We start from the raw sequence: 25,368 nt of genomic DNA on the forward strand, positions 1-25,368 counted from the left end.
CCGGGTGACGCCGCGGACCCGCCCTGCGCGGCAGAACGGGACCGGCCGCTCAGTCGTCGGCAGGCGCGGCCTCGCTGACCGCGTCCGGGTCGACGGGCGCGTGCCGGACGATGGCGTCGAACCGCTCGACCGGCGTCCGATCGCCGCCCGCGATCCCGCGGGCCTCGCGGTCGGCGAGGTGGGTGTCGACGAACCGGCGGGCGACCAGCGCGGTGCGCCCGTCGCCGTCGTCGATCCCGGCCTGCGCCTCCGAGAGCAGCAGCGCGGCCGCGAACACCTCGAAGGTGTAGTGCGCGAGCCGCTTCGCCGATAGCTGCGCGTACTCCTCGTCCTCGCCTGCGAGCGTGGCGAGCGCGGTCGCGAGGTCGTGGTACTCCGCCTCAACGGTCGCGGCCGCGTCCGCGAGGCCGGGGTGAGAGACGTCGTCCAGTCGCGACTGGATCGCGTCGAGCAGCGGCTCGTGGGCGTCCTCGCGGTCGAGCGCGCGCAGGAGGTCGAGCGAGAGGACGTTCTCCGTCCCCTCCCAGATGGGCAGCACCTGCGCGTCCCGGAGCAGGCGGTTGGTGACGAAGTCGTTCACGTAGCCGTTGCCGCCCTGGACCTCCATCGCGTAGGACGCGGTGTCGACCGCCATCCGCCCCGTCCGGAGCTTCGCGATCGGGATCAGCGCGCGCATCAGGCGGTATGCCTCGTCGGCGTCCTCGCCCGCGCGCTCGGCGCGCTCCCGCGCCGAGAACAGCCGCGCCGCCTCGAAGACGAACGCCGTCGCGGCCTCGTGGTCGACGGTCATGTCGACGAGGTCCTCGCGCATCAGCGGGTACTCCTGGATGGGGTTCCCGAACGCCTCCCGGTTGGCGGCGTGGATCGCGCTTTCGAGGAGGCAGCGGCCCATGATCCCACAGGACGCCGCCGCGTTCGAGAGCCGTTCGAGGTTGAGCATGTCCGCCATCTGCCGGAACCCCGCCTCCTCCTCGCCGACGAGGTACGCCTCCGCGCCCCGGAACTCGACCTCGCCGGTCGGCACGGAGATAGTGCCGAGCTTGTCCTTCAGGCGGCGGTAGAGCTGGTCGTTCAGCTCCCCGTCGGTCGTGGTGTGCGGGACCAGAAACATCGACAACCCCGCGGTCCCGTCGGGCGCGTCAGGCGTCCGGGCGAGCGCGAGCGTCCCCTCGGCGTCGATGTTCGAGCAGAACCACTTCTCGCCGTCGAGTCGAAAGCACTCGGTCTCGTCGTCGTACGTCGCCGTCGTCTCGGTCGCTCCCACGTCGCTCCCGCCCTGCTTCTCCGTGAGGAACATCGCCCCCTCGATGAGGTCGCCATGATCGCGCGCCGTCAGCGAATCGTAGTACGCCGCGAGGTCGCCGTCATCGTACTTCTCTAAGACAAGCGCCGCGCCGGCCGTCATGGCGACGGGGCAGGCGAGGCCGGGGTCCGCGTAGCTGAGCAGGTACAGCATCCCGAGGTAGTGGCTGAACGGCATCGGCTCAGCCCGCCCCGGCGGGGCGCGGAACGCGTCGGCGACGATCCCCGACTCGTAGACGAGCCGCTCGTTCTCGACGTGTTCGGCGGGGTAGCGGACCCGGTTCGCCGCGTCGCCGTGCTTGTCGTACGTGTCCAGTTCCGGGCCGTGGTCGTCGACGTAGTCCGCGTTGTCGGCGACGGTCCCCCCGACGACTTCGCCGAACTCCTCCAGACGGGGCCGTGCCCACTCGAACTCGTCTGCGGCGTACACCCGCTCCAGTTCCCGCCGGAGCGCCGGGTCGAGCGCCCAGTAGTTGACGTGTCGCCCCTCCTCGTGGTCGGCGTAGTCGAACGCATCTTCCATGTGCTGTGGTGACTATTTCCACGACATAAACCGCGGCGAAACGAACGGCAAGCGAGTTCACTGCGGTTGTTCGCCGACGGCGCGGGCGACCCCTTCGTTTCCTCTGGAGGTAGTGATAGCTCGGCGCGCCGTCACCGCTCCACGACGTGCGCCGCCGCGGGATCGAAGCCGACGGTCAGTTCGTCGGCGTCGGGGTCGTCCGGGAGCCGCACGACGAGGTCGCGGCCGTTCCAGGTCGCGTGGACCCGCACCGCCTCGCCGAGGAACTCCGCGTACTCCACCTCGGCGGTGAGGCGGTTCGCGGACTGAGCGGCCGGCCCGCCGACCGCGGTGCCGCTGCCGTCCGCCTCGCCGGTCGTCGTCCGGTCGACCACCGACAGCGCCTCCGGCCGGACGCAGAACGTGACGGACTCCCCTTCGGCGGCGTCGACGCGGGGGATCCGGAGGTCGGCGTCACCGACCGCTACCGACGTCGTCTCGCCGTCGTGCCCGGCGACGCGGCCGTCGAACGCGTTGTTCTCGCCGACGAACTCCGCGACGAACCGCGTCTCGGGGCGGCGGTACACCTCCTGCGGTGTGCCGACCTGCTCGACGCGCCCCTCGTTCATGACGGCGACGCGGTCCGAGACGGCGAGGGCCTCCTCCTGGTCGTGGGTCACGTACAGCGTCGTGATGCCGAGTTCGGACTGGATGCGCTTGACCTGCCGGCGGAGGCGCTCGCGCAGGCGAGCGTCCAGCGCGCTCATCGGCTCGTCGAGCAGGAGGAGGTCGGGTTCGGGGGCCAGCGCGCGGGCGAGGGCGACGCGCTGCTGCTGGCCGCCCGAGAGTTCGTCGGGGTCGCGATCGCCCGTTCCGGGGAGGTCGACGAGGTCGAGCAGTTCGCTCACGCGCTCGTCGACGGACTGCCCAGCGGGCGGGTCCCGGAAGCGCAGGCCGTAGGCGACGTTCTCCGCGACGCTCATGTGCGGGAACAGCGCGTAGGACTGGAACACGATCCCCACGTCCCGGTCCTCGGGCGGGACGCCGGTCATCTCGTGGCCGCCGAAGCGGACCGCGCCGGTCGTGGGGGTCTCGAACCCGGCGACGAGCCGGAGCGTCGTCGTCTTCCCGCAGCCGGAGGGGCCGACGAGCGTGAAGAACTCGCCGTCCGCGACGCGGAGGTCCACCTCAGCGAGCGCCGTCGCGTCGCCGTAGCGCTTCGAGACGCCGTCGAGCGAGAGGTCAACCACGCTCGAACCGCCCCCCGATGCGGTCGATGACGACGAAGCTGACGCTCGTGACGACGAGCAGCACGGTCCCCATCGCGGTCGCCGGGCCGAGTCGGCGGCCGCGGTAGCGCTCCACGGCGACGGGCATCGTGTAGCTCTGGGCGCCCTCCGCAAGTATGACCGTCGAATCGAACTCGCCGACGCTGATGGCGAAGGCGAACGCCGCGCCCGCGACCACGCCAGCCGCGACGAGCGGCAGTTCCACGTCGACCAGCGCCCGGGCGCGGCTCGCGCCGAGCGCCCGCGCGGACTCGACCATCGCGGGGTCGAGGCGACCGAGCTGCGGCGCGACGGACCGGGTGACGAACGGGTACGCCGCGACGGCGTGGGCCGCGACGATCGCCGTCGCGCCGGTCACCTGCAGGCGGTAGCCGCCGCCGAGCGGGACGCCGAAGACGGGGCCGAGCAGGAGGCCGACGCCGGTGACGATGCCGCTGACGGCGATGGGTCCCATCGCGGCCGCGCCGACCACCGCGCGGCCCCGGAACTCGCGGGTCGTCAGCACGGCGACGGCGACGCCCATCGGCAGGGCGACGGCGAGCGTCCCGACGCCGAACAGCAGGGAGTTACGCACCGCCGGCCACGGTTTCACCTGCACGGCGGTCCCCTCGATCTGGCGCTGCACGAGGAACTCGTAGTACGCGAGCGTGAAGCCGTCGGGCCCGACGACGCTCGTCCACACCATGCTCAGGACGGGCCCGACGAACACGACGGCGGCGACGGCGGCGTAGGCGAGTACACTGAGACGGACCGGCGTCAGGAGCGCCCGGAGCGACGGGACCAGCGGCTCGCGCGGCGGCGGGTTCGCGCCGCGGCTCCCCGCGGCCTGCGCGGTCTCGTAGCGGAGGTAGGCGTACGTCAGCGCGAGCGATAGCAGGGTCTCCAGCGTCGCCAGTGCCGCCGCCTCCTCGTAGTCCAGGTTCCGCAGGAGCGCGTACACCCACACCTCGACGGTCGCCAGGTCGAGGCCGCCGAGCGCGAGCACGATGGGGAACGTCATGAAGGTGAACACGAACGTCAGCAGTGCGCCGGTCAACACGGCGGGGAGCAGCTGCGGGACCACCACGTCGACGAACGCCCGCCGCCTGCTCGCGCCGAGGCTCCGGGCGGTCTCGACGGCGCGGGCGTCGACGCTCTCCCAGGCGGCCACGGTGACCCGCGTCACGAGCGGCGCGTTGTAGAAGGCGTGGGCCACGACGACGATCCCGAGCGTCCCCATCACGTCGACGGGACCGAGGCCGAGTGCCCCGAGAACGCCGTTCGCGACGCCCCGGCGGCCGAACATAGCGATGAAGCCGATGGCGACCATGATCGACGGGAGGATGAAGGGGAGGATGGTCAGCGAGCGCAGCGTCCGGCGGCCGGGGAACTCGAAGCGCGCGAGGACGTACGCGCCGGGGAGGCCGAGCGCGACGCTGGCGACGGTCGAGACCAGCGCCTGATAGGCGGTGAAGCCGAACAGGCCGAAAGCGGGGAGCGATTCGTCACCCGCGACGAACGCGGCGGCCCACGCGGTGACGTTGCTCGCGTGGCGACCGACCGCCAGCGGGTCCTCCACGACGCCGGCCAGCGCGCCGACGTAGAACGGATCGGTGAGCACATCGGCGAACGGTGCGAGCGAGACGCTCGGCGGGAGGCCCGGCGCGACCCTGACCGCCTCGGAGAGGACGATCCCCACCGGCAGGTAGAACAGGACCGTGATGAGCGCGGCGGTGGCGACCGCGGTCGCGCCGAGCGCGCGGCGTTCGAGCCACGCGAGGGCTCGTTCGGCGGGGTGCACGGGCTGTGATCCGGGGGTTCGCGCTTAATTCCCGGCGATCTCCCGGGCCCAGTCGTCGACCCAGCCGTCGACGTTACCCTGCAGCTCCTCGTAGCTGAAGACGACGGCCTCCTCGGGCTCGTGAGCGTACCGGTCGAACTCCTCGGGCAGGTCGGCGTGGTCCGTCGCCGGTAACTGGACGTTCCGGACCGCGATCTCGGACTGGGCCTCCGCCGAGAGCAGGAAGTCGACGAACTCGAAGCCGAGCGCGGGGGCGTCGCTGTCCGCGAACACGGCCGCGCCCTCGGGGTTGGCGTACCCCTGTCCGTTCGGGAACGCGACCTGGTGGCGGCTCATGTCCTGGTCGTACTGGTTCGCGTACACCTGGTCCGTCGAGTACGAGACGACCATCGGGCGCTCGCCCTGGCTGTAGGCGTCGTAGGAGTCGCTCCAGGAGTCGAAGATGCGCACGTCGTTGTCCTGCAGGGCCCGCCAGTAGTCGAGGTAGCCGTCCTCCCCGAACTGGTCGACCGTCCAGAGCATGAACGCGCGGCCGGGGTCGCTGGACTGGGCGTTCTGGGCCAGCAGCGTCCCCTCGTAGGGGTCGGTCGTCAGGTCGTCGAACGTCCCCGGCTCCTCGACCTCGTTCTCGTCGTAGACCAGCGCGATGTAGCCCGTGTCGTAGGGGACCGCACGGTTCTGCGGGTCGAACGCGAGGTCGTCCCGGACGTGGCTCCGGTTCTCCATCTCCGCGACGTCGCTCGACATGAACAGCGAGTCGTCGAGGCGGTCGTCGGCACGGACGAGGTCGTCGACGTTCAGGCCGAGGTAGACGTCGGCGTCGATGCCGGCGTCCTGCTGGCTCCGCTGGATGAACTCGTTGACGCCGTTCTCGGCGATCTGCCACTCCAGCGTGACGTCCTCGTGTTCGGACTCGAACGCCTGCTTCACCCACTCGCCGGGGCTGGAACTCGGCGCGTCGACGAACGCCTCGTAGGTGGCGACCGTCAGCGTCCCCTCGAAGCTCTCGGGGGTCGTGAGCGTGGTGCGCTCGTCGCCACCGCCGTTTCCGTCGCCCTCGCCGTCCTGCGTGATACAGCCGGAAAGTAGCGTGCCGGCCGCGCCGACGCTCGCAGTCAGGAACGTTCGCCGTCTCATTACTCGGTGGTTGCACCGTGTGTTTTTAACCCCGCCGATCCGCCGCGACCGTCTCGGGGGCGGCTTCGGTTCGGCGCAAAACTCAAATGGATGATCGTTGGGGATTCGCGTATGTCTCTCGACTACGAGCGCGAGTGCGAAACCTTCGAGTGGGACGTCCCCGCGGACTACGCCCTCCCGGCCGTTCTGGAGCGACACGCCGATTCCTTCGGCGACCGCCTCGCGGTCAGGTACCGCGACGCCGACGGCGGCGAGGCGGAGCGGACGTTCGGCGAGGTCCGCGACGACGCGAACCGCTTCGCGGCGGCGCTCGCCGACCTGGGCGTGGGCGAGGGCGACCGCGTGATGCACCTGTTCCCGCGCCACCCCGACGCGTTCGCCGTGCAGGTGGGCGCGCTCGCCCGCGGGGCGCTCCTCGTTCCCTGCTCGTCCATGCTCAAGCCCAACGACGTCGCCTTCCGGGCGAACGACTGCGAGGCCGACACCGTCGTCGTCCACGCGGAACTGACGGACATGGTCGAACCGGTGCTCGACGAGACGCCGCTGGAGACCGTGATCGTGCTGGACGCAGGGGCAGACGGGACCGGCGGCGTCGCCGACCGCGAGGGCTGGCACGCCTACGCTGACCTCGTCGAGGGCCGTGACCCGGACCACGAGGGACCGGACCTCGGCGCGTCGGACCCGATGTCGATCAACTACACCAGCGGCACGACGGGCAAGCCGAAGCCCGTCCTCCACCGCCACCGCTGGCTCTACTGCTTCGAGCGCATCAACGGACCGTACTGGTGGGGCGTCGACCGCGACACGGACTTCTCGGACGAACTCCTCTGGGCGACGACCGGCACGGGGTGGGCCAAGTGGTTCTGGAGCCCCGTCGGGGTCGCGCTGACGACCGGCGCGCCACAGTTCCTCTACGAGGGGGAGTTCGACCCGGAGACGTTCCTCGACCTCATGGCCGAGGAGGCGGTCACCCGCCTCTGCGCCGTGCCGACCCAGTACCGGATGTTCACCCAGGCCGACCTCGCCGACTACGACCTCGCCCTGACGGAGGCGGTGTCGGCCGGCGAACCCCTCAACCGCGAGCCGATCCGGGCGTTCGAGGACGCCGTCGGCGTCACGCCGCGGGACGGCTACGGCCAGACCGAGACCGTCGCGCTGGTGACGAACTACCCCGGCATCGACGTGAAGCCCGGGAGCATGGGCAAGCCCGCCCCCGGCGTCGGGACGACGATCCTCGACGTGGACGAGGAGACGGAGGTCGAACCGGGCGAGACCGGCGAGATCGCCGTCCCGATCGACAGCCCCGCCATCTTCGACGGGTACTATGAACAACCGGAGCGCGACCGCGAGACCTTCCGCGGCGACTACTACCGCACCGGCGACCTCGCTCGCGCGGACGAGGACGGCTACTTCTTCTTCGAGGGGCGGGCCGACGACATCATCATCTCGTCGGGCTACCGCATCGGCCCCTTCGAGGTCGAGGACGCGCTCGTCGACCACGAGGCCGTCGCGGAGGCCGCGGCGGTCGCCAGCCCCCACGACGAGCGGGGCAACGTCGTGAAGGCCTACGTCGTCCTCGCGGACGGTCACGAGGGGAGCGACGACCTGGTCGAGGAGCTTCAGAGCTACATGAAAGCGGAGACGGCACCGTACAAGTACCCCCGCCGGATCGAGTTCGTCGACGAGCTCCCGAAGACCTCCAGCGGGAAGATCCGCCGGATCGAGCTCCGCGAGGCCGAACAGCGTCAGTTCGGGGAGTAGGCGGTCGGCGGCGGACGTGTCGGCGGTCGGCGGCGTCGACCGTTCGCACGCGGGGGAAGCGTTTTATCGTCTCCGCGTCTCGATAGGTTCGTGTCACGCAGTCGTCGCTACGCCCTCTCGGGCATCGTCATCGTCCTCGCCGCCGTCGCGGCGGTCATCCTCCGCGACGTGTTAGCGACGGTGTTTCTCGCAGTCACGGTCGCCGCCGTCTGCGCGCCGCTGTACCGACGGCTGGTCGCCCGCGGCGTCCCCGAGTGGTGGGCGAGCGCCGTCACGACGACGGTCGCGTTCAGCGCCGTCGTCGCCGTGTTCGCGCCGCTCGTCGGCGTGCTCTACCGGCGGCGAGAGCAGTTGATCGGTCTGATACAGGACCTCCCGTCCTCGGTCACGTTCGACGTGCTCGGCTTCCAGCGGGTCGTCCGCGCGACCGAAGTGCGCGACGCGCTCGTCGGCTACGTCGGCGACGCCGCAGTGAACGTCCTGGGGGCGACGCCCGTCCTCGGCATCAAGCTCGCGCTGTTCGCGTTCGTCGTCTTCGGCCTCCTCCTCGGTCAGGACCGGGCCTACAGCGCGGTGGTCGGGACGGTCCCGCCCGAGTACCGCGGCGTCGTCGAGGCGCTGCACGCCCGCGGCCGGTCCATCCTCTTCGCCATCTACGTCCTGCAGGCGGCGACGGCCGCGGGGACCTTCGTCATCGCCGCGGCGGTGTTCGCGCTGCTCGGCTACTCCGGCGTCCTCACGCTCGCGGCCGTCGCCGGGATCTTGCAGTTCCTCCCCGTGGTCGGCCCGAGCGTCCTCATCGCTCTGCTGGTGATCTTCGAACTGGCCGCCGGCGACGTCGCCGCCGCTGTCCTCGTCGGCCTCTTCGGCGCGGTGTTCATCGGCTACCTCCCCGACGTGCTCATCCGCGCCCGCCTCGCCCGCCGGAGCGCCGACATGCCGAGCACGCTCTACTTCACCGGCTTCACGGGCGGCCTCCTCAGCCTCGGCCCCATCGGCATCATCGCCGGCCCGCTCGCGGTCGCCCTCCTCGTCGAGGGGATGGAACTGCTCTCCGAGGAGACGGGCGTCCACCGGCAGTCGACGCTGTCTGACGCCGACGCGTCGGCCGGGTCGTCGGCACCGGGGGGCGCGACATCCTCGGAGGAGGGTGCGTCGCCGCCTGATGCTAACGCGGGTGACGCGTTCGGATCCGAGGGGAACTCCCCGCCGTCCGACAGCGACTCCGCTTAGCCAGACGGCGACTCCGCGCCGCCGAACGCCGAGTGACGGCGGCCGTGGCGGTCGCGTCGAGCCGTCTCGACGACTAGCAGTTATATAGTGTCGTGTGGTAACGAGTAACATCTATGGCGTCGACGCTCGACCCGCAGGTCGAGGAGTACCTGCACGACCTCTCCGATCGGGGATTACCGCCGCTGTACCGCCTGTCGCTCGAAGAGGCCCGGGAGACGTACCGGGACCTCTGCGTCCCCGATGGACCGCCGGAGCCCGTCGCCGACGCGTCCGAGCGGTCGATCCCCGGCGGGGACGGCGACGTACGGATCCGGAGTTACGAACCGACCGGTGACGGACCGCATCCAGCGGTCGCCTTTTTCCACGGCGGCGGCTGGATACTCGGCGGACTCGAGACCCACGACGCGCTCTGTCGGGCGCTCGCGAACGAGAGCGGCTGCGTCGTGACGGCCGTCGACTACCGGCTCGCGCCCGAACACCCGTTCCCGGCGGGGCTGGAGGACTGTTACGCCGCCGTCCGGTGGCTCGACGACAACGCCGAGACGGTCGGGGCCGACGCCGACGGGCTCGCGGTCTGCGGCGACAGCGCCGGGGCGACGCTCGCGGCCGGGGTCTCCCTGCTCGCGCGCGACCGCGGCGGTCCCGACATCGACTACCAGGCCCTCGCCTATCCGGTCACGGACCACGCGTTCGGCACGGACTCGTACACGGAGAACGCGCAGGGGTACTTCCTCACCCGCGAGGACATGAAGCGGTTCTGGAACGGCTACCTCCGGTCCGAACACGACGGGAGCCACCCGTACGCCTCACCGCTCCGAGCGGAGAGCCTGCGCGGCCTGCCGCCGTCGCTCGTCGCCACCTGCGGCTTCGACCCGCTCCGCGACGAGGGCCGCGCCTTCGCGGACCGGCTGGAAGCGGCGAGCGTGCCGACCCGTCAGCGCCACTACGACGACATGATCCACGGGTTCCTGACGATGCTCGCCGACCCGGAACTCGACCGAGCGCGGGAGGCCATCGGCGAGGTGGGTGACGAACTGGCGCGTGCGCTCGACTGACGACGGCTCGGGGCGCGACGCGTCGCTCTGGTCTCGCGGCTCGGGCATATCCTTTTGTCAGACCATGTGGTGTGGTATCGCATGGGATACATAGTCCGAATGCCGAAACTGGGGCTCGAGATGGAACAGGGGACGGTGCTCGAGTGGTCGGTCGGAACCGGCGACGAGATAGCGGAGGGGGACCAGGTGGCCGAGGTGGAGTCCGAGAAGAGCATCGGCGAGGTCGACGCCCGAGAGGACGGCGTGCTCCGCCGCGTCTACGCCGAGGAGGGCGAGAGCGTTCCGCCCGGGACCCCAATCGGCATCGTCGCGGCCGCCGACGCCGAGATCTCGGACCTCGAAGCGGAGGCGGAAGCCGACCTCCGCGAAGACGCCCCCGAACTGGCGCCAGGGGGCGACGCGGCCGAAGCGACCGGCGCGGCGGCTGACCCGACGCCCGAAGCCGGCGCGTCGGCACCGGCCTCGACGGGCGACGCGGGGGGGAGCGCAGCGGCCGGCGGTGCGTCGTCGGCGTCCGCGTCAGGCGGTTCCGGGAGCGCACCCGACGTGCGGGCCTCGCCGCGGGCGGAGAAGCGAGCCGAGGAGCTGGGCGTCGACCTGACGGCGGTCGACGGGACGGGACCGCAGGGCGCGATCACCGCGGGCGACGTGGAGGCGGCCGCCGAAGCGAGCACGGACGCCGACGAGCAAACGAGCGCCGGCGAGGCGGTGAAAGCCTCGCCGCGGGCGGAGAAGCGCGCGGAAGAACTCGGCGTCGACCTGACGACCGTGGACGGGACGGGGTTCGAGGGCGCCGTCACCGAGGACGACGTCGAGGCCGCCGCGGACGCCGCCGAATCGGCGGACGCCGGCGATTCGGCTGAGCCGACACCGCCGTCCGCGGTCGACGAGGCGGCGGGGGTCCGCCGGATCGACGAAGCGCCCGAAGCGCACCGGTACCGACGCGCCACGTCCGTCGCCGATCCGGCGGTCGGCGAGGCGCTCTTCGAGACGATGGACGCGGTCCGGGCGGCGTTCGAGGAGCGCGTCACGATGACCGACGTGCTGCTCGCCGTCGCCTCGGCGACACTCAAAGACCATCCGGCGCTGAACGGGACGTACGCGGAGTCGACGCATCAGGTCCGCGAGACCCAGAACGTCGCGCTCGCCGTCGCCGTCGACGGAGACGGACTGACGACCGGCGTGATCGACGACGTCGACGAGCGGTCGCTGACCGAGATCGTCGAGGCTCGAACCGACATCGGAGGCGGCGGGGGCGAGACGCAAGGTGCCACGTTCACCCTCGCGAACGCCGCTGGCGTCGAGGCCGACGGTCGCCTGATCAACCCGCCCTGCGTCGCGTCCCTCGAAGTCGACCCGAGCGGAGAGCGGGCGGTCCCGGACGGCGACGGCGTCGACCTCCGCCCGCTCGTGACCGCCGGCCTCACCTACGACTCCCGGGCGGTGTCCTCCGCCGAGGCGGCGGCGTTCCTGGACGGGTTCTTCGAGCGCGCCGAGGCGGCGTCCGAGCTGGTCCTCTCGACGTATCGCGGCCACGAGTAAAAACTCAGAGAAGGGCAGGCTACGGGGCCGACGTGGACCGGCGGCGGTCAGCGCCGGTCCTCGATCGCCGCCTCGTCGCGGTAGAGGACGCCCGCCTCGGCGGCGGCTTCGAGCGCGGCGTCGACGTCCACGAGCCGCGGCCCGTCGGCCACCGGCGCGATCTCGACGGTCGCGTCGACGACCTCGATCTCGCGCTCTCCGTCGGCGCCGACGACGACGTCGGACACCTGGAAGGTCGCGGGCTCGCCCCAGCCGAGCGGTTCGTGCGACGCGACGCCGACCGTGGTCGTCATCCCGGGAGCGACGATCGCCCGGACGCGCCGCGCCGCGTCGTCGGGATCGCCGAGTCGGAGCGCGGCGCCGCCGGGCGCGTCCGGCGCGACCGGGTCGATACAGCCGGCCACGCAGCTGAGGCCGATCTCGGACGGGTGGGCTCGCGAGACGACGCCGCCGAGCAGTTCGGCGGGGTCGATCACCGCGCGCGTCCCGACGAACGACCGGTCGGTGATCTCGACCGCCGCGAGGCCGGTGAGTCGCTTCTCGCCGTTGACGCCGTCGGCCCGCGCCTCCACCGCGCCGTGCCGGTAAGTCGCCGCGCCGGCGTCGACGACGCCGGTCGCCACGACCGCCGCAGCGGCGCCGGCGACGGTGCCGTCGACGGGCGTCGGCACGACGTTGTTCGTCCCCGTCGAGACGCTGACCATCGGCACATCCCCGAGTTCGAGCGCGGCGTCGCGGCTCGTCCCGTCCCCGCCGAGCACCACGACGACGTCCGCCCGATCGCGGAAGTGCGCGGCCGCGCGCCGCGTGTCCGCCGCCGACTCCTCGACCGGCATCTCCACCTGCTCGACCGATAGCCCTGCCGGCGCCTCCGCGACGGCGTGGTCGGCGATCCCGGTCCGGTCCGGCATCAGCTCGACGTCGGGCGGGTCGTCGACGAACGTCAGGCCGTCGAGCACGCACTCGGCGACCCGGCGCTTCGCGTGGTTGTCGACGACGCTCGCGCCGCCCGTGAGGCGGCGGATGTCGCGACCGGCCGCGGGGTTGACGACGAGTCCGACGCGGGCCACGGGGATCAGGCGATCCGCTCGATGGCGTCCCGGACCCCCTCGCCGTCGGGCAGGACTTCCTGTTCCAGCGGCGGACTGAACGGCATGTGTGTGTCGGGCGTGCCGACGCGCTGGATGGGGGCGTCGAGGCTGTAGAACCCGTTCTCCATCACGCGCGTCGCGACCTCGGCGTGGATGCCGTACGAGAGCGGGCTCTCGTCGGCCACCACGAGGCGGCCGGTCTTCCGGACGCTCTCGACGATCGTCTCGGTGTCTAGCGGGTACAGCGACCGCGGGTCGATCACCTCGACGCTCGTCTCGGCGTCGAGGCGCTCGGCCACGTCCAGCGACTCGCCGACGAGGCGCTGGGTCGCCACGACGGTCACGTCCTCGCCCTCGCGCTCCACGTTGGCCTCGCCGATGGGCACCGTGAAGTCCTCGTCGGTCGGCACCTCCCCTTCCTGCTCGTAGATCATCTTGTTCTCGAAGACGAACACGGGGTCGTCGGAGCGGACGGCGGCCTTCGTCAGCCCCTTCGCGCTCGCGGGCGTCCCCGGCGCGACGGCCTTGAGGCCGGGGAAGTGCGCGATCCAGGCGTGGACGGTGCCGGAGTGCTGGCTGGCCGCGCCCATGCCGCCGCCCTCCGTCGTGCGGACGGTGACGGGCATCTCGGTCTTCCCGCCGAACATGTAGCGCATCTTCGCCATCTGGTTCATCGTCTGCTCCATCGAGACGCCCATGAAGTCAGAGAACATGATCTCGACGACCGGCCGCGTCCCGGTCGCCGCCGCACCGGTCGCCGCGCCGACGAAACCGGCCTCGGCGATCGGCGTGTCGCGGACGCGCTCCTCGCCGAACTCCTCGTAGAGACCGCCAGTCACCTCGAGGACGCCACCGAACAGGCCGACGTCCTCGCCCATGACGTACACGTCCTCGTCGCGCTCCATCTCCTCGCGCAGGGCCTGTCGGATCGCCTCGCGGACGGTTCTGGTCTCGGTCTGTTGCTCGAGCTCCGCCTGAGCGGTCATGAGGAATCACCTCCCTTCGCGCCGCCGTCGGCGCGTGGCCTGTTCGCGAACGCTTCGATCTCCGGCACCGGTTCGCCGAACATGTCCTCGTACGCCTCCTCCGGGGCGGGCGGTTCGGCCTCCTGCGCGTACTCGACCGCGTCGGCGATCGTCGCCTCGACCTCAGCCCGCAGGTCCTCGAACTCCTCCTCGGTGAGTTCGCCGCGGTCGATCAGCCGCCCTTTGAACGACTCGATGGCGTCCCGCTGCTTCCACCGCTCGATCTCGTCCTCGTCGCGGTACGGCTGTTCGTCGCCCTCGTAGTGGCCGCGGTACCGGTACGTCTCGGCCTCGATGAACGTCGGCCCGTCGCCGGCACGGGCTCGCTTGCGCGCCTCCTCCACCGCCTCGGCGACTGCCGTCACGTCCATCCCGTCGACCGTCACGCCGGGGATGTCGTACGCCCCCGCGGTGTCGCTGAGGTTGTCGACGTTGTGCTGCTTCTCGACCGGCGTCCCCTCGCCGTACTGGTTGTTCTCGACGAGGAAGATCGCCGGCAGGTCCCACGTGGACGCCAGGTTCACGGCCTCGTGGACCTGTCCCTGCGCGACCGCGCCGTCGCCGAGGAAGCCCAGCGCGACCTCGTCGCGGTCCTGATAGTCGATGGTGAGCGCCGCGCCAGTCGCCATCGGCGGGCCTGCGCCGACGATGCCGTTCGCGCCGAGCATCCCGGACTCGACGTCGGCGATGTGCATCGATCCGCCCTTCCCGTTGCAGTAGCCGTCGCGCTTCCCGAACAGTTCGGCCATCATCAAGTCGGGGTCCAGTCCCTTCGCGATGCAGTGGCCGTGTCCCCGATGGGTGCTGGCGATGTAGTCGTCCGGGTCGAGCGCGGCGCACGCGCCGACTCCGACGGCCTCCTCGCCGATGTAGAGGTGGACGAACCCCGGGATCTCCCCGTCGGCGAAGTACTCGCCGGCCGTCGTGTCGAACTCCCGTATCGTCAGCATCCGACGCAACGCCTCCCGTCGACCCTCCTCTGTCTCTAACGTGTAGTCGGACATGACTCGTTACTTGGTAACAATTAACGCGATAATAATTCTAATGGACGTTCAGGATAGATAACGAACCTTAGAAGTGACACGTCGGCTCGGAGAACGGGAAGTCAGTCGTCGGCGACCGGCGACTCGGGGCGGAACGACCGGCTGATCGACTTCCACTTCCCGGTCGAGAACCGCTGGTAGTTGATCGCCGCCGGCGCGGCCGTCTCCGCGACGAACGAGAGGTAGAGCCCGGCGATACCGAGCGACGAGGTCGCGCCGAGGTACGCCACCGGGATCGCGCAGCCGAACATCCCGATCGCCTGGCTGTAGAACGGCCAGCGGGTGTCGCCGCTTGCGTCCAGCGCGCCCGCGGTCGCGCCCTTGACGGCCTGCGGGAGCGACGCGACGCAGGCCGCGTAGACGAACGCCACCGCGTAGGGGACCGACGGGTCGCCGGCGTCGCCGACGAACGAGACGACGATGGGGTGGGCGAGCGCTCCGACGACCGCCGCCGCGACGGCGTAGGTGGCCGTCGAGAAGCGGACGATGTCGCGGCCGTACGCCTCCGCGGTCCGCTCGTCGCCGCCGCCGAGCTCCTGTCCGACGAGGCTGCTCGCGGCCAGACCGAAGCCCCAGCCGGGCGTGTTCATGATCCCCCAGATCCGCCGGGCGATGACGTACCCGGCGACGACCGTCGGCCCGAACAGCCCGACGATGGCGAGCATGGGGAACTTCGCGACGGTCCACACCGAGTTCCGCCCGACGACCGGCAGCCCGATCCGAACGATGTCGCGGAGCGTCGGTCGGTCGGCGTACCGTCCTCCGAAGTCGACCTGCACCGGGAGGTCGCCGGCGAGGGGGAGTCGCCCGGCTGCGAGGCCGGCGGCGAACGCGGCCGTGACGAGGACGTTCGCCAGCACGGTGCCCATCGCCGCGCCGACCACGCCCATCCCGAGGCCGAAGACGAGGACGGCGTTGATGGCGATGTTCGACAGCGCGCCGCCCGACCGGACCAGCATCGGCGTCCACGCGTCGTCGACGCCGATGTAGATGCGGCTCCCGACGAGGTTCAGTCCGGCGAACGGGACGCCGAACGCGAGCACGCGGAGGTAGTCCGCGCCGTAGGCCACGGTCGCGGGGTCGTCGGTCATCACGCCGATCAGCGGTTCGGGAAATAGGTAGAACGCCCCCGCGACGGGCAGCGTCACCGCGAGCACGACCGCAACGCTCGACCGGATCGCCAGCCCGAGGTCGTCGTACGCCTCGGCGCCGTAGCGCTGGGAGACCAGGGCGATGGTGCCGGCGGCGAACCCGCCGCCCAGCGAGAACGCGAGCCCCCAGTACGGCGTCGCGAAGCCGACCCCTGCGATAGCGACGGGACCCAGCGCTAACCCCACCATCGCCACGTCGACGGCGTTTTTCGACATGCGCGCGATACCGGTGACGATCCGCGGCCACGCCAGGTCCGTCGTCCGGCGCGCCCGCTCGCCGGAGATCAGGCCGACGCGGGCGAGCGCGAGACCGATGTAGAGGATGAGCGCGCGGAACGGGTTCGGCAGACGTCTCACGAATATGTATTTCGAACCGAAACACAAGTACCTTTCAGAAGCGGACGGCTGTGTGACGATGTGACGCGGTCGAAAACGGCGGTTCCGCGGACGTCCTTGCGAACAGGAGAACGTCAGTCAGACTCCCGTCTCGAGCGGCCCGTCCGCTTTCTCCCACTCCGTGAGGCTCCCCTCGTAGAACGCGACGTCCTCGTAGCCGAGATGCCGCAGGACGACGTACGTGTGGCTGATCCGTCGCGCGGTGTTGCAGTAGAGGATTACGCGGCGGTCGGGCGTGACCCCGTACGACCCGAGTATTTCCTCCAGTTCGTCGCGCGGCTTGAGTCCCCGCGTCTCGTCGTCGACGAGTTCCTTCCAGTCGAGGTTGACGGCACCGGGGATGTGGCCGTCCTCGAACTCCCAGTCGTCGCGGGTGTCGACGAGGACGGCGTCCGTGTCGATCGCCGCCTCGACAGCGGCCTGGTCGATGAGGATGGAGTCTTCCGGCGGCGTCGCCGCGTACTCCGTCGGGGCCACCTCGGGTACGTCCGTCGTCGTCTCGTGCTCTAGGTTCCACGCGCTGTAGTCGCCGTCGAGCAGGCGGACGTCGCCGTGGCCGTAGATCTCCGCGGTGACGAGAAAGCGCGCCGCGAACACGCCGTGGGTGTCGTCGTAGGCTACGACGGTGTCGTCGGCCGCGACGCCGGCCTCGCTCATGAGGGCGGCGAAGGCGTCCGCGCCGGGGAGCATCCCCGGCGTCTCCTCGCTCTCGCTCCGGAACTCGTCGAACGGGACGTTCACCGCGCCCGGGACGTGCCCGATCCCGTCGTACTCCCAGGCGTCCCGCACGTCGACGATGGTCACCTCGTCGAGATGGTCGGCCAGCCACTCCCGCGAGACGACGATGTCGTCGGTCATACGCGCCGCTACGGACACCGCGACTTTAGGGTTCCCGGTAGCGTCGGTCCCTAGGTGCGCTCGGAGCTACCCGCAATACTGACCGGCTTTCCGCGGCTGTTAGACGGATGATAACTACGACGTCGCGAACGGTCCGTCTGACGGTCGGTCTGTCCCCTCTCCGGATCGCGGGCCGGGCGCCCGCGAGAACGCCGGCAAGTATCTCCTCGACGACGGGGGCGAGGCGGTACCTGCCGAAGGTGCAGTCTCTATAAGAGATGCGCGAGTAGTCTAGCGCGTATGAGCGAAAGCGACTACGCGAACGACGTGCTCGTATCGGCCGACTGGGTCGAAGAGCACCTCGACGAGTTCCAGAGCGACGACCCCGAGTACCGGCTGGTCGAAGTCGACGTCGACACCGAGGCGTACGACGAGGGCCACGCCCCCGGCGCGATCGGCTTCAACTGGGAGACCCAACTGCAGGACCAGACCCAGCGCGACATCCTCGACAAGGACGACTTCGAGGACCTCCTCGGCAGCCACGGCATCAGCGACGACTCCACCGTCGTCCTGTACGGCGATAACTCCAACTGGTTCGCCGCCTACGCCTACTGGCAGTTCCAGTACTACGGTCACGACGACGTCCGCCTGCTCGACGGCGGCCGCGACTACTGGGTCGAGAACGACTACCCGCTCACGGACGAGGTCCCGGAGTTCTCCGCGGTCGACTACGAGGCGTCCGGCCCGCGCGAGTCCATCCGCGCCTACCGCGACGACGTCGAGAAGGCGATCGACCGCGGCGTCCCGCTCGTCGACGTCCGCTCTCCCGAGGAGTTCAGCGGCGAGGTCCTCGCCCCGCCGGGCCTCCAGGAGACCGCCCAGCGCGGCGGCCACATCCCCGGCGCGAAGAACATCTCGTGGGCCGCTGTTACTAACGACGACGGCACGTTCAAGACCCGCGAAGAACTCACAGAGCTCTACGGCGAGGAAGGCATCGACGGCGAGGGCACGACCGTCGCATACTGCCGCATCGGCGAGCGCTCGTCGGTCGCGTGGTTCGCGCTGCACGAGCTGCTCGGGTACGAAGATACGGTGAACTACGACGGCTCGTGGACCGAGTGGGGCAATCTCGTCGACGCGCCGATCGAGACCGGTAGCGGGGAGTAGTCGGTATCACTGTTTTTTCTGCCTGAATACGGGGGCTCTCGTCCGAATGGGCTCCTGTATCGTACCGATATTGCAGTATATACCGGTGACGTCAGCCGCGGGCAGTAGATGCCCGTTTCCTCCCTCAGAACGAAGTTCATTTTTCACTGCTCCGCTATCCACTAACTAGATGGACGGACAGGACTACGCGTTCTCGGTGCTCCTCCCGACGTATATGAACGACGACGCTGCCGAACTGGAGTCGGCTCTCGAAAGTATTCTACAACAGACGAATAGGCCTGACGAGGTTCTGGTTATCAAAGACGGTCCGGTTCCTACGTCCCTCGAAGAAACAATCGACACCTTCGAGAGGGACTTCCCGTCGATCATCGACTCGATTCAACTCCCAACTAACAAAGGGCTCGGAAATGCGCTCCGGGTCGGTGTCAAAGAAGCTTCCCACGGTATTGTCGCTCGGATGGACGCAGACGATATTTCCGTGCCGACCCGATTCGAGCGCCAGTCTGAATTCCTTGCAACGCATCCCGAAGTCGATATCGTCGGTGGTCAGATCGCCGAGTTCGATGGCGATCCAGAGAATATAGTCGGTCGGAGAGAGGTTCCGACGGAACACGAATCGATCGAATCTATGGCTCGGTTCCGTAGTCCAATGAATCACGGGACAGTGATGTTTCGCAAATCTGCCGTACTAAGTTCGGGGAACTACCGGCCAGTCGACCGCATGGAGGATTACGATCTCTGGATCCGGATGCTGCTTGGCGGTGCCAAGTTCGCGAACCTCCCGGAAGTTCTGGTGAAGGTCCGAGCCGGTGAGTACTTGTACGGACGTAGAGGAGGGCTAGAATACGCACGCGAAGAAGCCCGCACTCAACTCGAGTTCTATCAACAGGGATTCACGTCGCTACCGGTGTTCCTATTCAACGCGACGACGCGGGTCAGTCTACGGCTTGTCCCGAACTCGGTTCGTAGCCTTATTTATCGAACCCTCGCACGATAACCGGGGTAACTACTCTTCCAACATTGTCTCCCAGAGTTCTACGTGATGTACTGCCTGCCGTTGACGGTAGTCCGACATCCGGTCACGGGCCCGTTTGCTTAATTCCACTCGAAGCCCCGGGTTTTCGAGCAACGTTTGGACGCTTTCGGCGATCTCCGTTGGCGTCGGTGGAACGACGATACCAGCGTCGCCGACTGCCTCTGGGATCCCCCCCGTATCGCTGGCGATCACAGGTAGGCCAGCGGCTTCGGCTTCCAGCACTGTCATCGCCAGGGAATCTAAATAACTGACGTATACGAAGATATCTCCGTTCGAAAGCAGATCTGTCACGTCGTCTCTAAAGCCGAGTACTTCTATCCGATCGGCGTATTCGTACGAATCGACAAATTCTTTCAGAGCAGTAAGGCTCTGACCGCCGCCTGCTATGCGATATTTGATATCGTAGTCCGGGAATACGTGCTCTAACGACCGCAACACTGTCTTCACTCCGTTCAGCTTTTCCTCGTAGCGCAGATTCGTTACCGTGAGTAGTTCTAAAGTGTCTGAGTTATCTGTACTGTATTCTGACGAGAAACGACTCACATCGAAAACCGGCTTTGCGTAGCGCCAGTTGGTGAGGGGAAAGTGGGGCTGTAACTGCCTTCGTGATTCCCGACTTACGAAGATAACTCCATCAGCTCGAGAGAACACGAAACCGGCGATTGATTTGATGCCTCGCGATACGAGAGGACCATACTGGCCGTGCGTGTTCAGATAGTCGGCCCAACCCTGGATGTCCAGAACGTGTGGAACGTTCAAAAACTCGCTCGCTAGGCTGGCTACGGCCCCCTTACGTAATGCTTCATCAGTCTGGATGAGATCATATTTGTCCTTTTTCAATGTCGACAATAGATCAATCCCAGCGCCGTCGACTACTTCTGCCGTCACCCTAAAGGACAGATCCTCTATCGTTGTAGCGAGGGATTCTGCATATCTTTGGTGTTGATAGCAGAGAGCAACTGTTGGCACGGTTTACAGGTAGCCTAGATCCTCAAGCCGTCGTTCCATCGCTTCGGTGTCACCTGTTGAAGAGGGGGTCTCGTATCTGGACTCTCCCATCTCATGACCCATATAGGAGACGATTGACGGAGTAACATCGAGATGTGTAGAGATGCCGAAATCAGTGGTTCCCGCCCAAATACCGCTTTTCTCGTCGTGAATGTGTTTCCACTTCCATCGAGGACTGTATTTCATCCCGTGGTCGCTCACGATAAGCACGTCGTCAGGATCGACGTGATCGACGAGCGTTTCCGTGGATCTATCGATGCGTTCGTAAGCCTGCTTTATCCGCTCGTCGCCCTCATCCGTAACGTGAAGCAGACGATCGAGGAGCGTGAATACGGTAAAAATGAGATCGAAATCCCGGTCCTCGGTTAGCCAACTGACTGTTTCCAACCGCTGTTCGTGACACGAAAAGAGGTCGTCGACGTAGTCGTCCCGAAGCCCTCCGTCCTCGAACTTTCGCTGAGGTTCGCCTTCGTAGCGTTCTGTGATTTCCTGCTCTAGGTCCTTCGGTTCGACGGCGACGTCCGGGCTCGGAAACCCACTTATCGTTACGCCATCCGTCGGCTTTGGCGGATGAGTAAGCGGGACAAAGGCGCTCAATGCGTTTGGAACGTAGTGCCAGACGCGCTTGAAAGGGATATCGGCGTTGGTGGGTTGTTTCCCTAGACTGAGACGCCGAAACCAGATCCGGGCAGGGGTATTGAAGAAGTCCCGTGGGACGAGGCCATCTACTGATGCGAGTGCGCGAAGCTGCCAAGGAGATTCGATCATCCCAGAAAGCGTCGCTACACGGTGTTCCCACATTGACAGTCCTGTGGTGATCGTCGTCCACGCGGATCCGCTATCAACTTCACGATCCTGCCAGAACGATTCCGGTTTCAGGATGCCACTTTCATCTAGATCGTCATAAAATGGAAGATCGAAGAGATTGAGATGGGATGCCGTCGCCGCGTCCCATCCGACGACGAGGAGGGTCTTGCTCATAGTGGTCTGGTGTATCTATTCCGATGAGAGAGTTTATGCTATCCGGTTTACCTCTGCATTGTGTCTAAAGACGGTACACCACTTCGGGTTCATTTATACCCCAATGCAGTCAATCGATCGTTTACCGTTTCGGACTCTATTTTTTCCGCATCCTGTTCGGGCTTCGTTTCAACGATTTCTCTTCGCTCGGATGTCGGACAGACATGCCAGGGGACTTGAGTGAGCGCAGAGATATAGATTCCAGATGGATGGCCGTACTCTGTGAGGGGGACAGGCCCGGTCCGCTCGCCCAGCAGTTCTCCGTGATCAGAAGAAATCACAGTCCGTCCGTCAACGGACTTCTGTAGATCTCGCACGGCGGGCAACGCCAACTCAAGGTTCTCTCGATAGGCCCGTTTCAGGGTCTCTTTGCTCACGTCTGTCTCGGCAAGTTCGTTTTTCAGGCTCAGATTCTGTAGCGGGAAGTGTTCTCGGCCGATCGGGCCGATATATGGATAGTGTGGCTGAATGTAGTGGACGAGCAATCGCTTGTTCGGATGACGCCTGTGTGCGCGTATCGCAGCTTCTGTAACGGTTTTGGGTCGGACTGTCCGATACTCCTCATCCCACCCTTCGTTGGCCCAGACGTTTTCCACTGCGTGGAAATCCGGGAGGAGTTGCTCGCGATGGCGATGGAGCATAGGATTGGCCGTTACATACACTGTATCCCAGAGTCGTCGTTCAGATACGTTCGCGACTAGAAACTCGTAGGTGCTGGCGGCGCGTGACTCGACGGATCGGAGTTCTCCAGGTAGTTCGTTGACATCGCTGAACGTATCATATCTACAAGCGTCAAGCAGGGCAAGGGTATCCCAGTCTTTCTCGAAAATGTCGATCCCGGACTCGTTGAACTCCCACTTTCGGCCACGCCGGTAGTAGAGTCTACTGATCTCCCGAACAAGTCGCTTCGGTTCCTGCGCTGCTCGCTTCATCTAGTTCAGGGAATACATGAGACTGTTTGTGACCAGTGGAAACGATCTCCCCATTCTAGCCTGAAGAAGTTAGCGCTGTCTCCTTGGCTGTAGCAGCGAGTCAGTCGGCACCGACGCAGCGATACCGACGAATATACGCCCTTTCAAGGATTTTCCTCTGCTACTTGTGAAGATCGCGTTTATCCATCCAAGCTGGCCCGGATCAGAAGGGACGGGGGCGACGCATAGCGCAACTAAGACCGTCACCGAACTCCGCGACCGGGGCCACGAATTGACCGTCTACTGTCCAGTCCATCCGCCTATACAGAACGACGATATCGAGGATATAGAGCTCCGGACGCTGGAGTCGAGCTGGCTTCCCCAAGGTAATCTCAGGTTGAACCGAGCGATAAAGAAGCAGATACACGAATTCGACTCGTTCGATATCGTCCACAGTTATCTGATGACTGCGATTCCTGCTATGGAGGCGATAGGCAAACAGCACGACGTGGCCACGGTCGTTACCCTCAACGCATACGGTGGAGTATGTCCAAAAAACGACCTCCTCTACAGGGGCATTGAGAACTGTACCAATAAGTCACCGGCCAAGTGTTCTCACTGTATCCTTACGACGAGTCTCGGGCGAAACGAGGGTCGATTACGCCGGGCGGCTAGCCTTTTCGCAAACGATTACTTGGTGCGAAAAGGTGAACGAAATATCGACAAGATCGATGCCTTTCGGGCCCCATCCGGACACGTGAAAGAGAACTACATTACGTTCGGTTTCCCTGAGCGGAAGCTCCACGTCATCCCTCACATGCTTGACGAGCAGTTTTCGATCCCACATGAGAGCGATTTTCAGTCGCCGTATCAGTTGTTATATGTAGGCGCATTAGAAAACCATAAAGGAGTTGATAGACTCGTTCCGACTCTCAAGGCACTACGCGAGAACGAGCAAGCCAGCTATGAATTGACCGTCGTCGGCGATGGTTCTATGCGCGCTGAACTCAAGCGTGAAGTAGAATCGGAGGAGCTAGACGACGTGGTGACGATCAGGGGGTTCGTTCCCAATGGGGAACTCCCTACCGTGTACGCCAATCATGACATCTTCTTGTATCCCGGCCGATGGGACGAACCACTAGCGAGGGTCTACTTGGAAGCGTTAGCAACGGGTACACCAATAGTCTCGACAGAGTACGGAACGATCAAAAGTGTGATCGGTTCCGGCGGTACGACCGCTGAGGGGTCTCCGGAAGATCTCGCAAGAACTGTCGAAGAATTGGTCGATTCAGGTCTTAAAGAATACTCTCGTGGAGCCCACGATCGGGCAGAGCGGTACCGAGCCAAGAACGTTATCGGGGAGATCGAGGGACTATACCAATCACTGTTGAGGGGATAATCCTCTCACCCATCCTAATTCTGGAACAGTACTTCACTCGGGTCCCGACTAGGTTCCGCCGAGTATCTGCTTAAGTAACTCAACGTCTTCTGACTCAATACCGAGGTAGACCAATGTCGCAATAAATGACGCAGTTCCGGCGGCTCCACCGACACCAATGAGTAGATACTGATTTAGATGATATGAGATACCGTGCATGACGGCACCAGCGACGACTCCTGCAAGTATCGGCTTCAGGTATTTCCGGTCGTACGGTAGGTAGTTTTCGAGATACCACACTTCGAATACTCGAATTAAGTTTATGATCACCAGAACAGTTGCCGTTGCCACGGCAGCGCCAATGAAACCGAAATTCGTGATCAGAACGTAGTTCAAAAACACGTTGAAGACGCCCGATGAGATCTGGTTAAAGAGAGTTAGGTATTGGTGATCCGACATCATCAGGACATATCCGCTCGGCCCAACGGCACAGTTTGTCAACTGAGCTAGAACGAAAAGTACGAGTACAAGATCGCCCTGAACGAATTTCTCGCCGAAGACTGTAAGAATAGAAGGAGCATAAACAACTGCAGCGATAGCAGGCAACAGCGCGATCGTAAATGTCATCCGTGTGACGCTCGCATACACCGATTCTAACTCACTATGCTGACCGTTATGATAGAGCCGAGATGCGATCGAAGGAAAAAGTTGATTAAATCCCGCCAACGGAAGCGAGAGGATACTAGAAACCGCAACGGCTACGTTATAAATTCCAACTGCCGAACTAGAGAGAAAGAATCCGACCATCAGTATGTCTACCCTGTTATAGAGGAAATTCCCGATCTGATTGAAAGTTAACGGAAGTGAGAAGTCATAGTACCGTTTTATCTCCGCTTTAGTTGGATGAGCGGGCTTTCCGAGCGTCGTTTTTGATTTAAGGACCGCTAACGCGACTGTCATAGTCACGAAACTACTCACCACGAGGGCGGCTACGACCCCGTATATGGAAGCGCCCAGCACCACTGCACCACCGAGGAAGAGAAGCCGAAAGAGAGGTCTGGCGACCGAAGACACCCCTACGTTGTAGTCCATCCGTTCTATACCCTTGAAGATCGCAAACGTGATCATCGCTATCGTATTAAAAGGAATAACGATAGCCGTGATCCGAAGAACGCCGACGAAAACGGGGTCTTCTAACGTGTACGCCGAGATAATCGGCGCAGAAACGTAGACTAATACGGCAATAACCGAACTTGAAATTATCGATGTTCCGTAAGCGATTGTCACAATTGCTTGTCGCTTTTTCGGCTGATCTTCGTATTCTGGAACAAATCTCAATATCGACTTATCCCCACCTAACCGAGTAAAAACAGTAAATAAAGAGAAAACGACGTTCAGATAGGCGTATATTCCGTAAAGGCTCACTCCGAGGAATCTTGTCAAGAGAATATTCGTGATCAGACGGACAGCGTTACTGAACCCCTTTCCGAGAAGAAATAGGCCTGCTCCATGAACGACGGAAGCAAGCGACGCAAGACTACTGTCTTCGTCACGGTCGTCTACCATCTGCTATCAGGACGTGGTTTGATTTCCGAGTATGGTGTTTATCGTTTCCGATAGCAGATTTTCCGCGGTCGGTCGACGCGGATGTACACTGTGGAAAATTGCTATAGGGGCCCGTTCACCGTCGGGTTTTTACCCTGA

General features: G+C 65.5%; 20 protein-coding genes. 7 read left to right on the plus strand and 13 right to left on the minus strand.

Features of this window, described 5'->3' with window-relative positions; genetic code table 11:
- Positions 1-49: 49 nt before the first annotated feature.
- The 4 genes from D8670_RS02390 to D8670_RS02405 all read right to left on the minus strand — a co-directional run bounded on the left by D8670_RS02390 (position 50) and on the right by D8670_RS02405 (position 6,010).
- Positions 50-1,825: an acyl-CoA dehydrogenase family protein gene (locus D8670_RS02390; protein WP_121816505.1), complete on the minus strand. Its 1,776-nt coding sequence runs from the start codon at positions 1,823-1,825 to the stop codon at positions 50-52.
- A gap of 131 nt (positions 1,826-1,956) precedes the next feature.
- Entirely contained in the window at positions 1,957-3,054 is a 1,098-nt protein-coding gene (locus D8670_RS02395) for an ABC transporter ATP-binding protein (protein WP_121816506.1), read from the minus strand.
- Positions 3,047-4,873, minus strand: a complete 1,827-nt coding sequence (locus D8670_RS02400; protein ID WP_121816507.1) for an ABC transporter permease — start codon at positions 4,871-4,873, stop codon at positions 3,047-3,049. The genes D8670_RS02395 and D8670_RS02400 overlap by 8 nt, the downstream gene beginning before the upstream one ends.
- Positions 4,874-4,897: 24 nt before the next feature.
- Complete coding sequence (locus D8670_RS02405) at positions 4,898-6,010, minus strand: thiamine ABC transporter substrate-binding protein (RefSeq protein ID WP_121816508.1); 1,113 nt, start codon at positions 6,008-6,010, stop codon at positions 4,898-4,900.
- A 111-nt stretch (positions 6,011-6,121) separates the two neighbouring features.
- On the opposite strand from D8670_RS02405, the gene D8670_RS02410 reads away from it, so the two are divergent.
- The 4 genes from D8670_RS02410 to D8670_RS02425 all read left to right on the plus strand — a co-directional run bounded on the left by D8670_RS02410 (position 6,122) and on the right by D8670_RS02425 (position 11,601).
- Positions 6,122-7,771: an acetate--CoA ligase gene (locus tag D8670_RS02410; protein ID WP_121816509.1), complete on the plus strand. Its 1,650-nt coding sequence runs from the start codon at positions 6,122-6,124 to the stop codon at positions 7,769-7,771.
- A gap of 90 nt (positions 7,772-7,861) precedes the next feature.
- Positions 7,862-9,004 carry an AI-2E family transporter gene (locus tag D8670_RS02415; RefSeq protein ID WP_121816510.1) on the plus strand — a complete coding sequence of 381 codons (1,143 nt, stop codon included), beginning with the start codon at positions 7,862-7,864 and terminating at the stop codon, positions 9,002-9,004.
- Positions 9,005-9,117: 113 nt separating this feature from the next.
- Positions 9,118-10,059, plus strand: a complete 942-nt coding sequence (locus D8670_RS02420; RefSeq protein WP_121816511.1) for an alpha/beta hydrolase — start codon at positions 9,118-9,120, stop codon at positions 10,057-10,059.
- 81 nt (positions 10,060-10,140) lie between these two features.
- Positions 10,141-11,601, plus strand: coding sequence for an E3 binding domain-containing protein (locus D8670_RS02425; protein ID WP_121816512.1), 1,461 nt, complete (start codon positions 10,141-10,143; stop codon positions 11,599-11,601).
- Positions 11,602-11,648: 47 nt separating this feature from the next.
- On the opposite strand, the gene D8670_RS02430 is transcribed toward D8670_RS02425, so the two are convergent.
- The 5 genes from D8670_RS02430 to D8670_RS02450 form a co-directional block, all read right to left on the minus strand.
- Entirely contained in the window at positions 11,649-12,671 is a 1,023-nt protein-coding gene (locus D8670_RS02430; protein ID WP_121816513.1) for an NAD(+)/NADH kinase, read from the minus strand.
- Positions 12,672-12,676: 5 nt separating this feature from the next.
- The gene (locus D8670_RS02435) at positions 12,677-13,678 is read right to left on the minus strand and encodes an alpha-ketoacid dehydrogenase subunit beta (RefSeq protein WP_121816514.1); all 1,002 of its coding nucleotides are present in this window, start codon (positions 13,676-13,678) and stop codon (positions 12,677-12,679) included.
- A complete protein-coding gene (locus D8670_RS02440) occupies positions 13,675-14,721 on the minus strand; it encodes a thiamine pyrophosphate-dependent dehydrogenase E1 component subunit alpha (protein ID WP_121816515.1) in 1,047 nt (348 codons plus the stop codon). The genes D8670_RS02435 and D8670_RS02440 overlap by 4 nt, the downstream gene beginning before the upstream one ends.
- Positions 14,722-14,822: 101 nt before the next feature.
- Positions 14,823-16,268 carry an MATE family efflux transporter gene (locus tag D8670_RS02445; RefSeq protein ID WP_121816516.1) on the minus strand — a complete coding sequence of 482 codons (1,446 nt, stop codon included), beginning with the start codon at positions 16,266-16,268 and terminating at the stop codon, positions 14,823-14,825.
- Positions 16,269-16,385: 117 nt separating this feature from the next.
- Positions 16,386-17,165 (minus strand): sulfurtransferase, encoded by a 780-nt coding sequence (locus D8670_RS02450; protein ID WP_121816517.1) that lies wholly within the window; start codon positions 17,163-17,165, stop codon positions 16,386-16,388.
- 279 nt (positions 17,166-17,444) lie between these two features.
- Here D8670_RS02450 and D8670_RS02455 point away from each other — a divergent pair, with 279 nt between their 5' ends.
- Positions 17,445-18,311 carry a sulfurtransferase gene (locus tag D8670_RS02455; RefSeq protein ID WP_121816518.1) on the plus strand — a complete coding sequence of 289 codons (867 nt, stop codon included), beginning with the start codon at positions 17,445-17,447 and terminating at the stop codon, positions 18,309-18,311.
- 169 nt (positions 18,312-18,480) lie between these two features.
- Positions 18,481-19,308 (plus strand): glycosyltransferase, encoded by an 828-nt coding sequence (locus D8670_RS02460; protein ID WP_121816519.1) that lies wholly within the window; start codon positions 18,481-18,483, stop codon positions 19,306-19,308.
- A 9-nt stretch (positions 19,309-19,317) separates the two neighbouring features.
- Here D8670_RS02460 and D8670_RS02465 read toward each other — a convergent pair whose 3' ends face one another.
- The 3 genes from D8670_RS02465 to D8670_RS20565 all read right to left on the minus strand — a co-directional run bounded on the left by D8670_RS02465 (position 19,318) and on the right by D8670_RS20565 (position 22,307).
- Positions 19,318-20,235, minus strand: coding sequence for a glycosyltransferase family 4 protein (locus D8670_RS02465; protein ID WP_162994124.1), 918 nt, complete (start codon positions 20,233-20,235; stop codon positions 19,318-19,320).
- Between the two features lie 84 nt (positions 20,236-20,319).
- The gene (locus D8670_RS02470) at positions 20,320-21,336 is read right to left on the minus strand and encodes an alkaline phosphatase family protein (protein WP_121816521.1); all 1,017 of its coding nucleotides are present in this window, start codon (positions 21,334-21,336) and stop codon (positions 20,320-20,322) included.
- A gap of 89 nt (positions 21,337-21,425) precedes the next feature.
- Positions 21,426-22,307 carry an alkaline phosphatase family protein gene (locus tag D8670_RS20565; RefSeq protein ID WP_162994125.1) on the minus strand — a complete coding sequence of 294 codons (882 nt, stop codon included), beginning with the start codon at positions 22,305-22,307 and terminating at the stop codon, positions 21,426-21,428.
- 166 nt (positions 22,308-22,473) lie between these two features.
- Between D8670_RS20565 and D8670_RS02480 the strand changes: the two genes are divergently transcribed.
- Positions 22,474-23,685, plus strand: coding sequence for a glycosyltransferase family 4 protein (locus D8670_RS02480; RefSeq protein ID WP_121816523.1), 1,212 nt, complete (start codon positions 22,474-22,476; stop codon positions 23,683-23,685).
- 48 nt (positions 23,686-23,733) lie between these two features.
- On the opposite strand, the gene D8670_RS02485 is transcribed toward D8670_RS02480, so the two are convergent.
- Entirely contained in the window at positions 23,734-25,230 is a 1,497-nt protein-coding gene (locus tag D8670_RS02485; protein ID WP_121816524.1) for a flippase, read from the minus strand.
- Positions 25,231-25,368 lie beyond the last annotated feature (138 nt).

Origin of the sequence: Halostella limicola (genome assembly GCF_003675875.1) — an archaeon.
Lineage (GTDB): Archaea > Halobacteriota > Halobacteria > Halobacteriales > Natronoarchaeaceae > Halostella > Halostella limicola.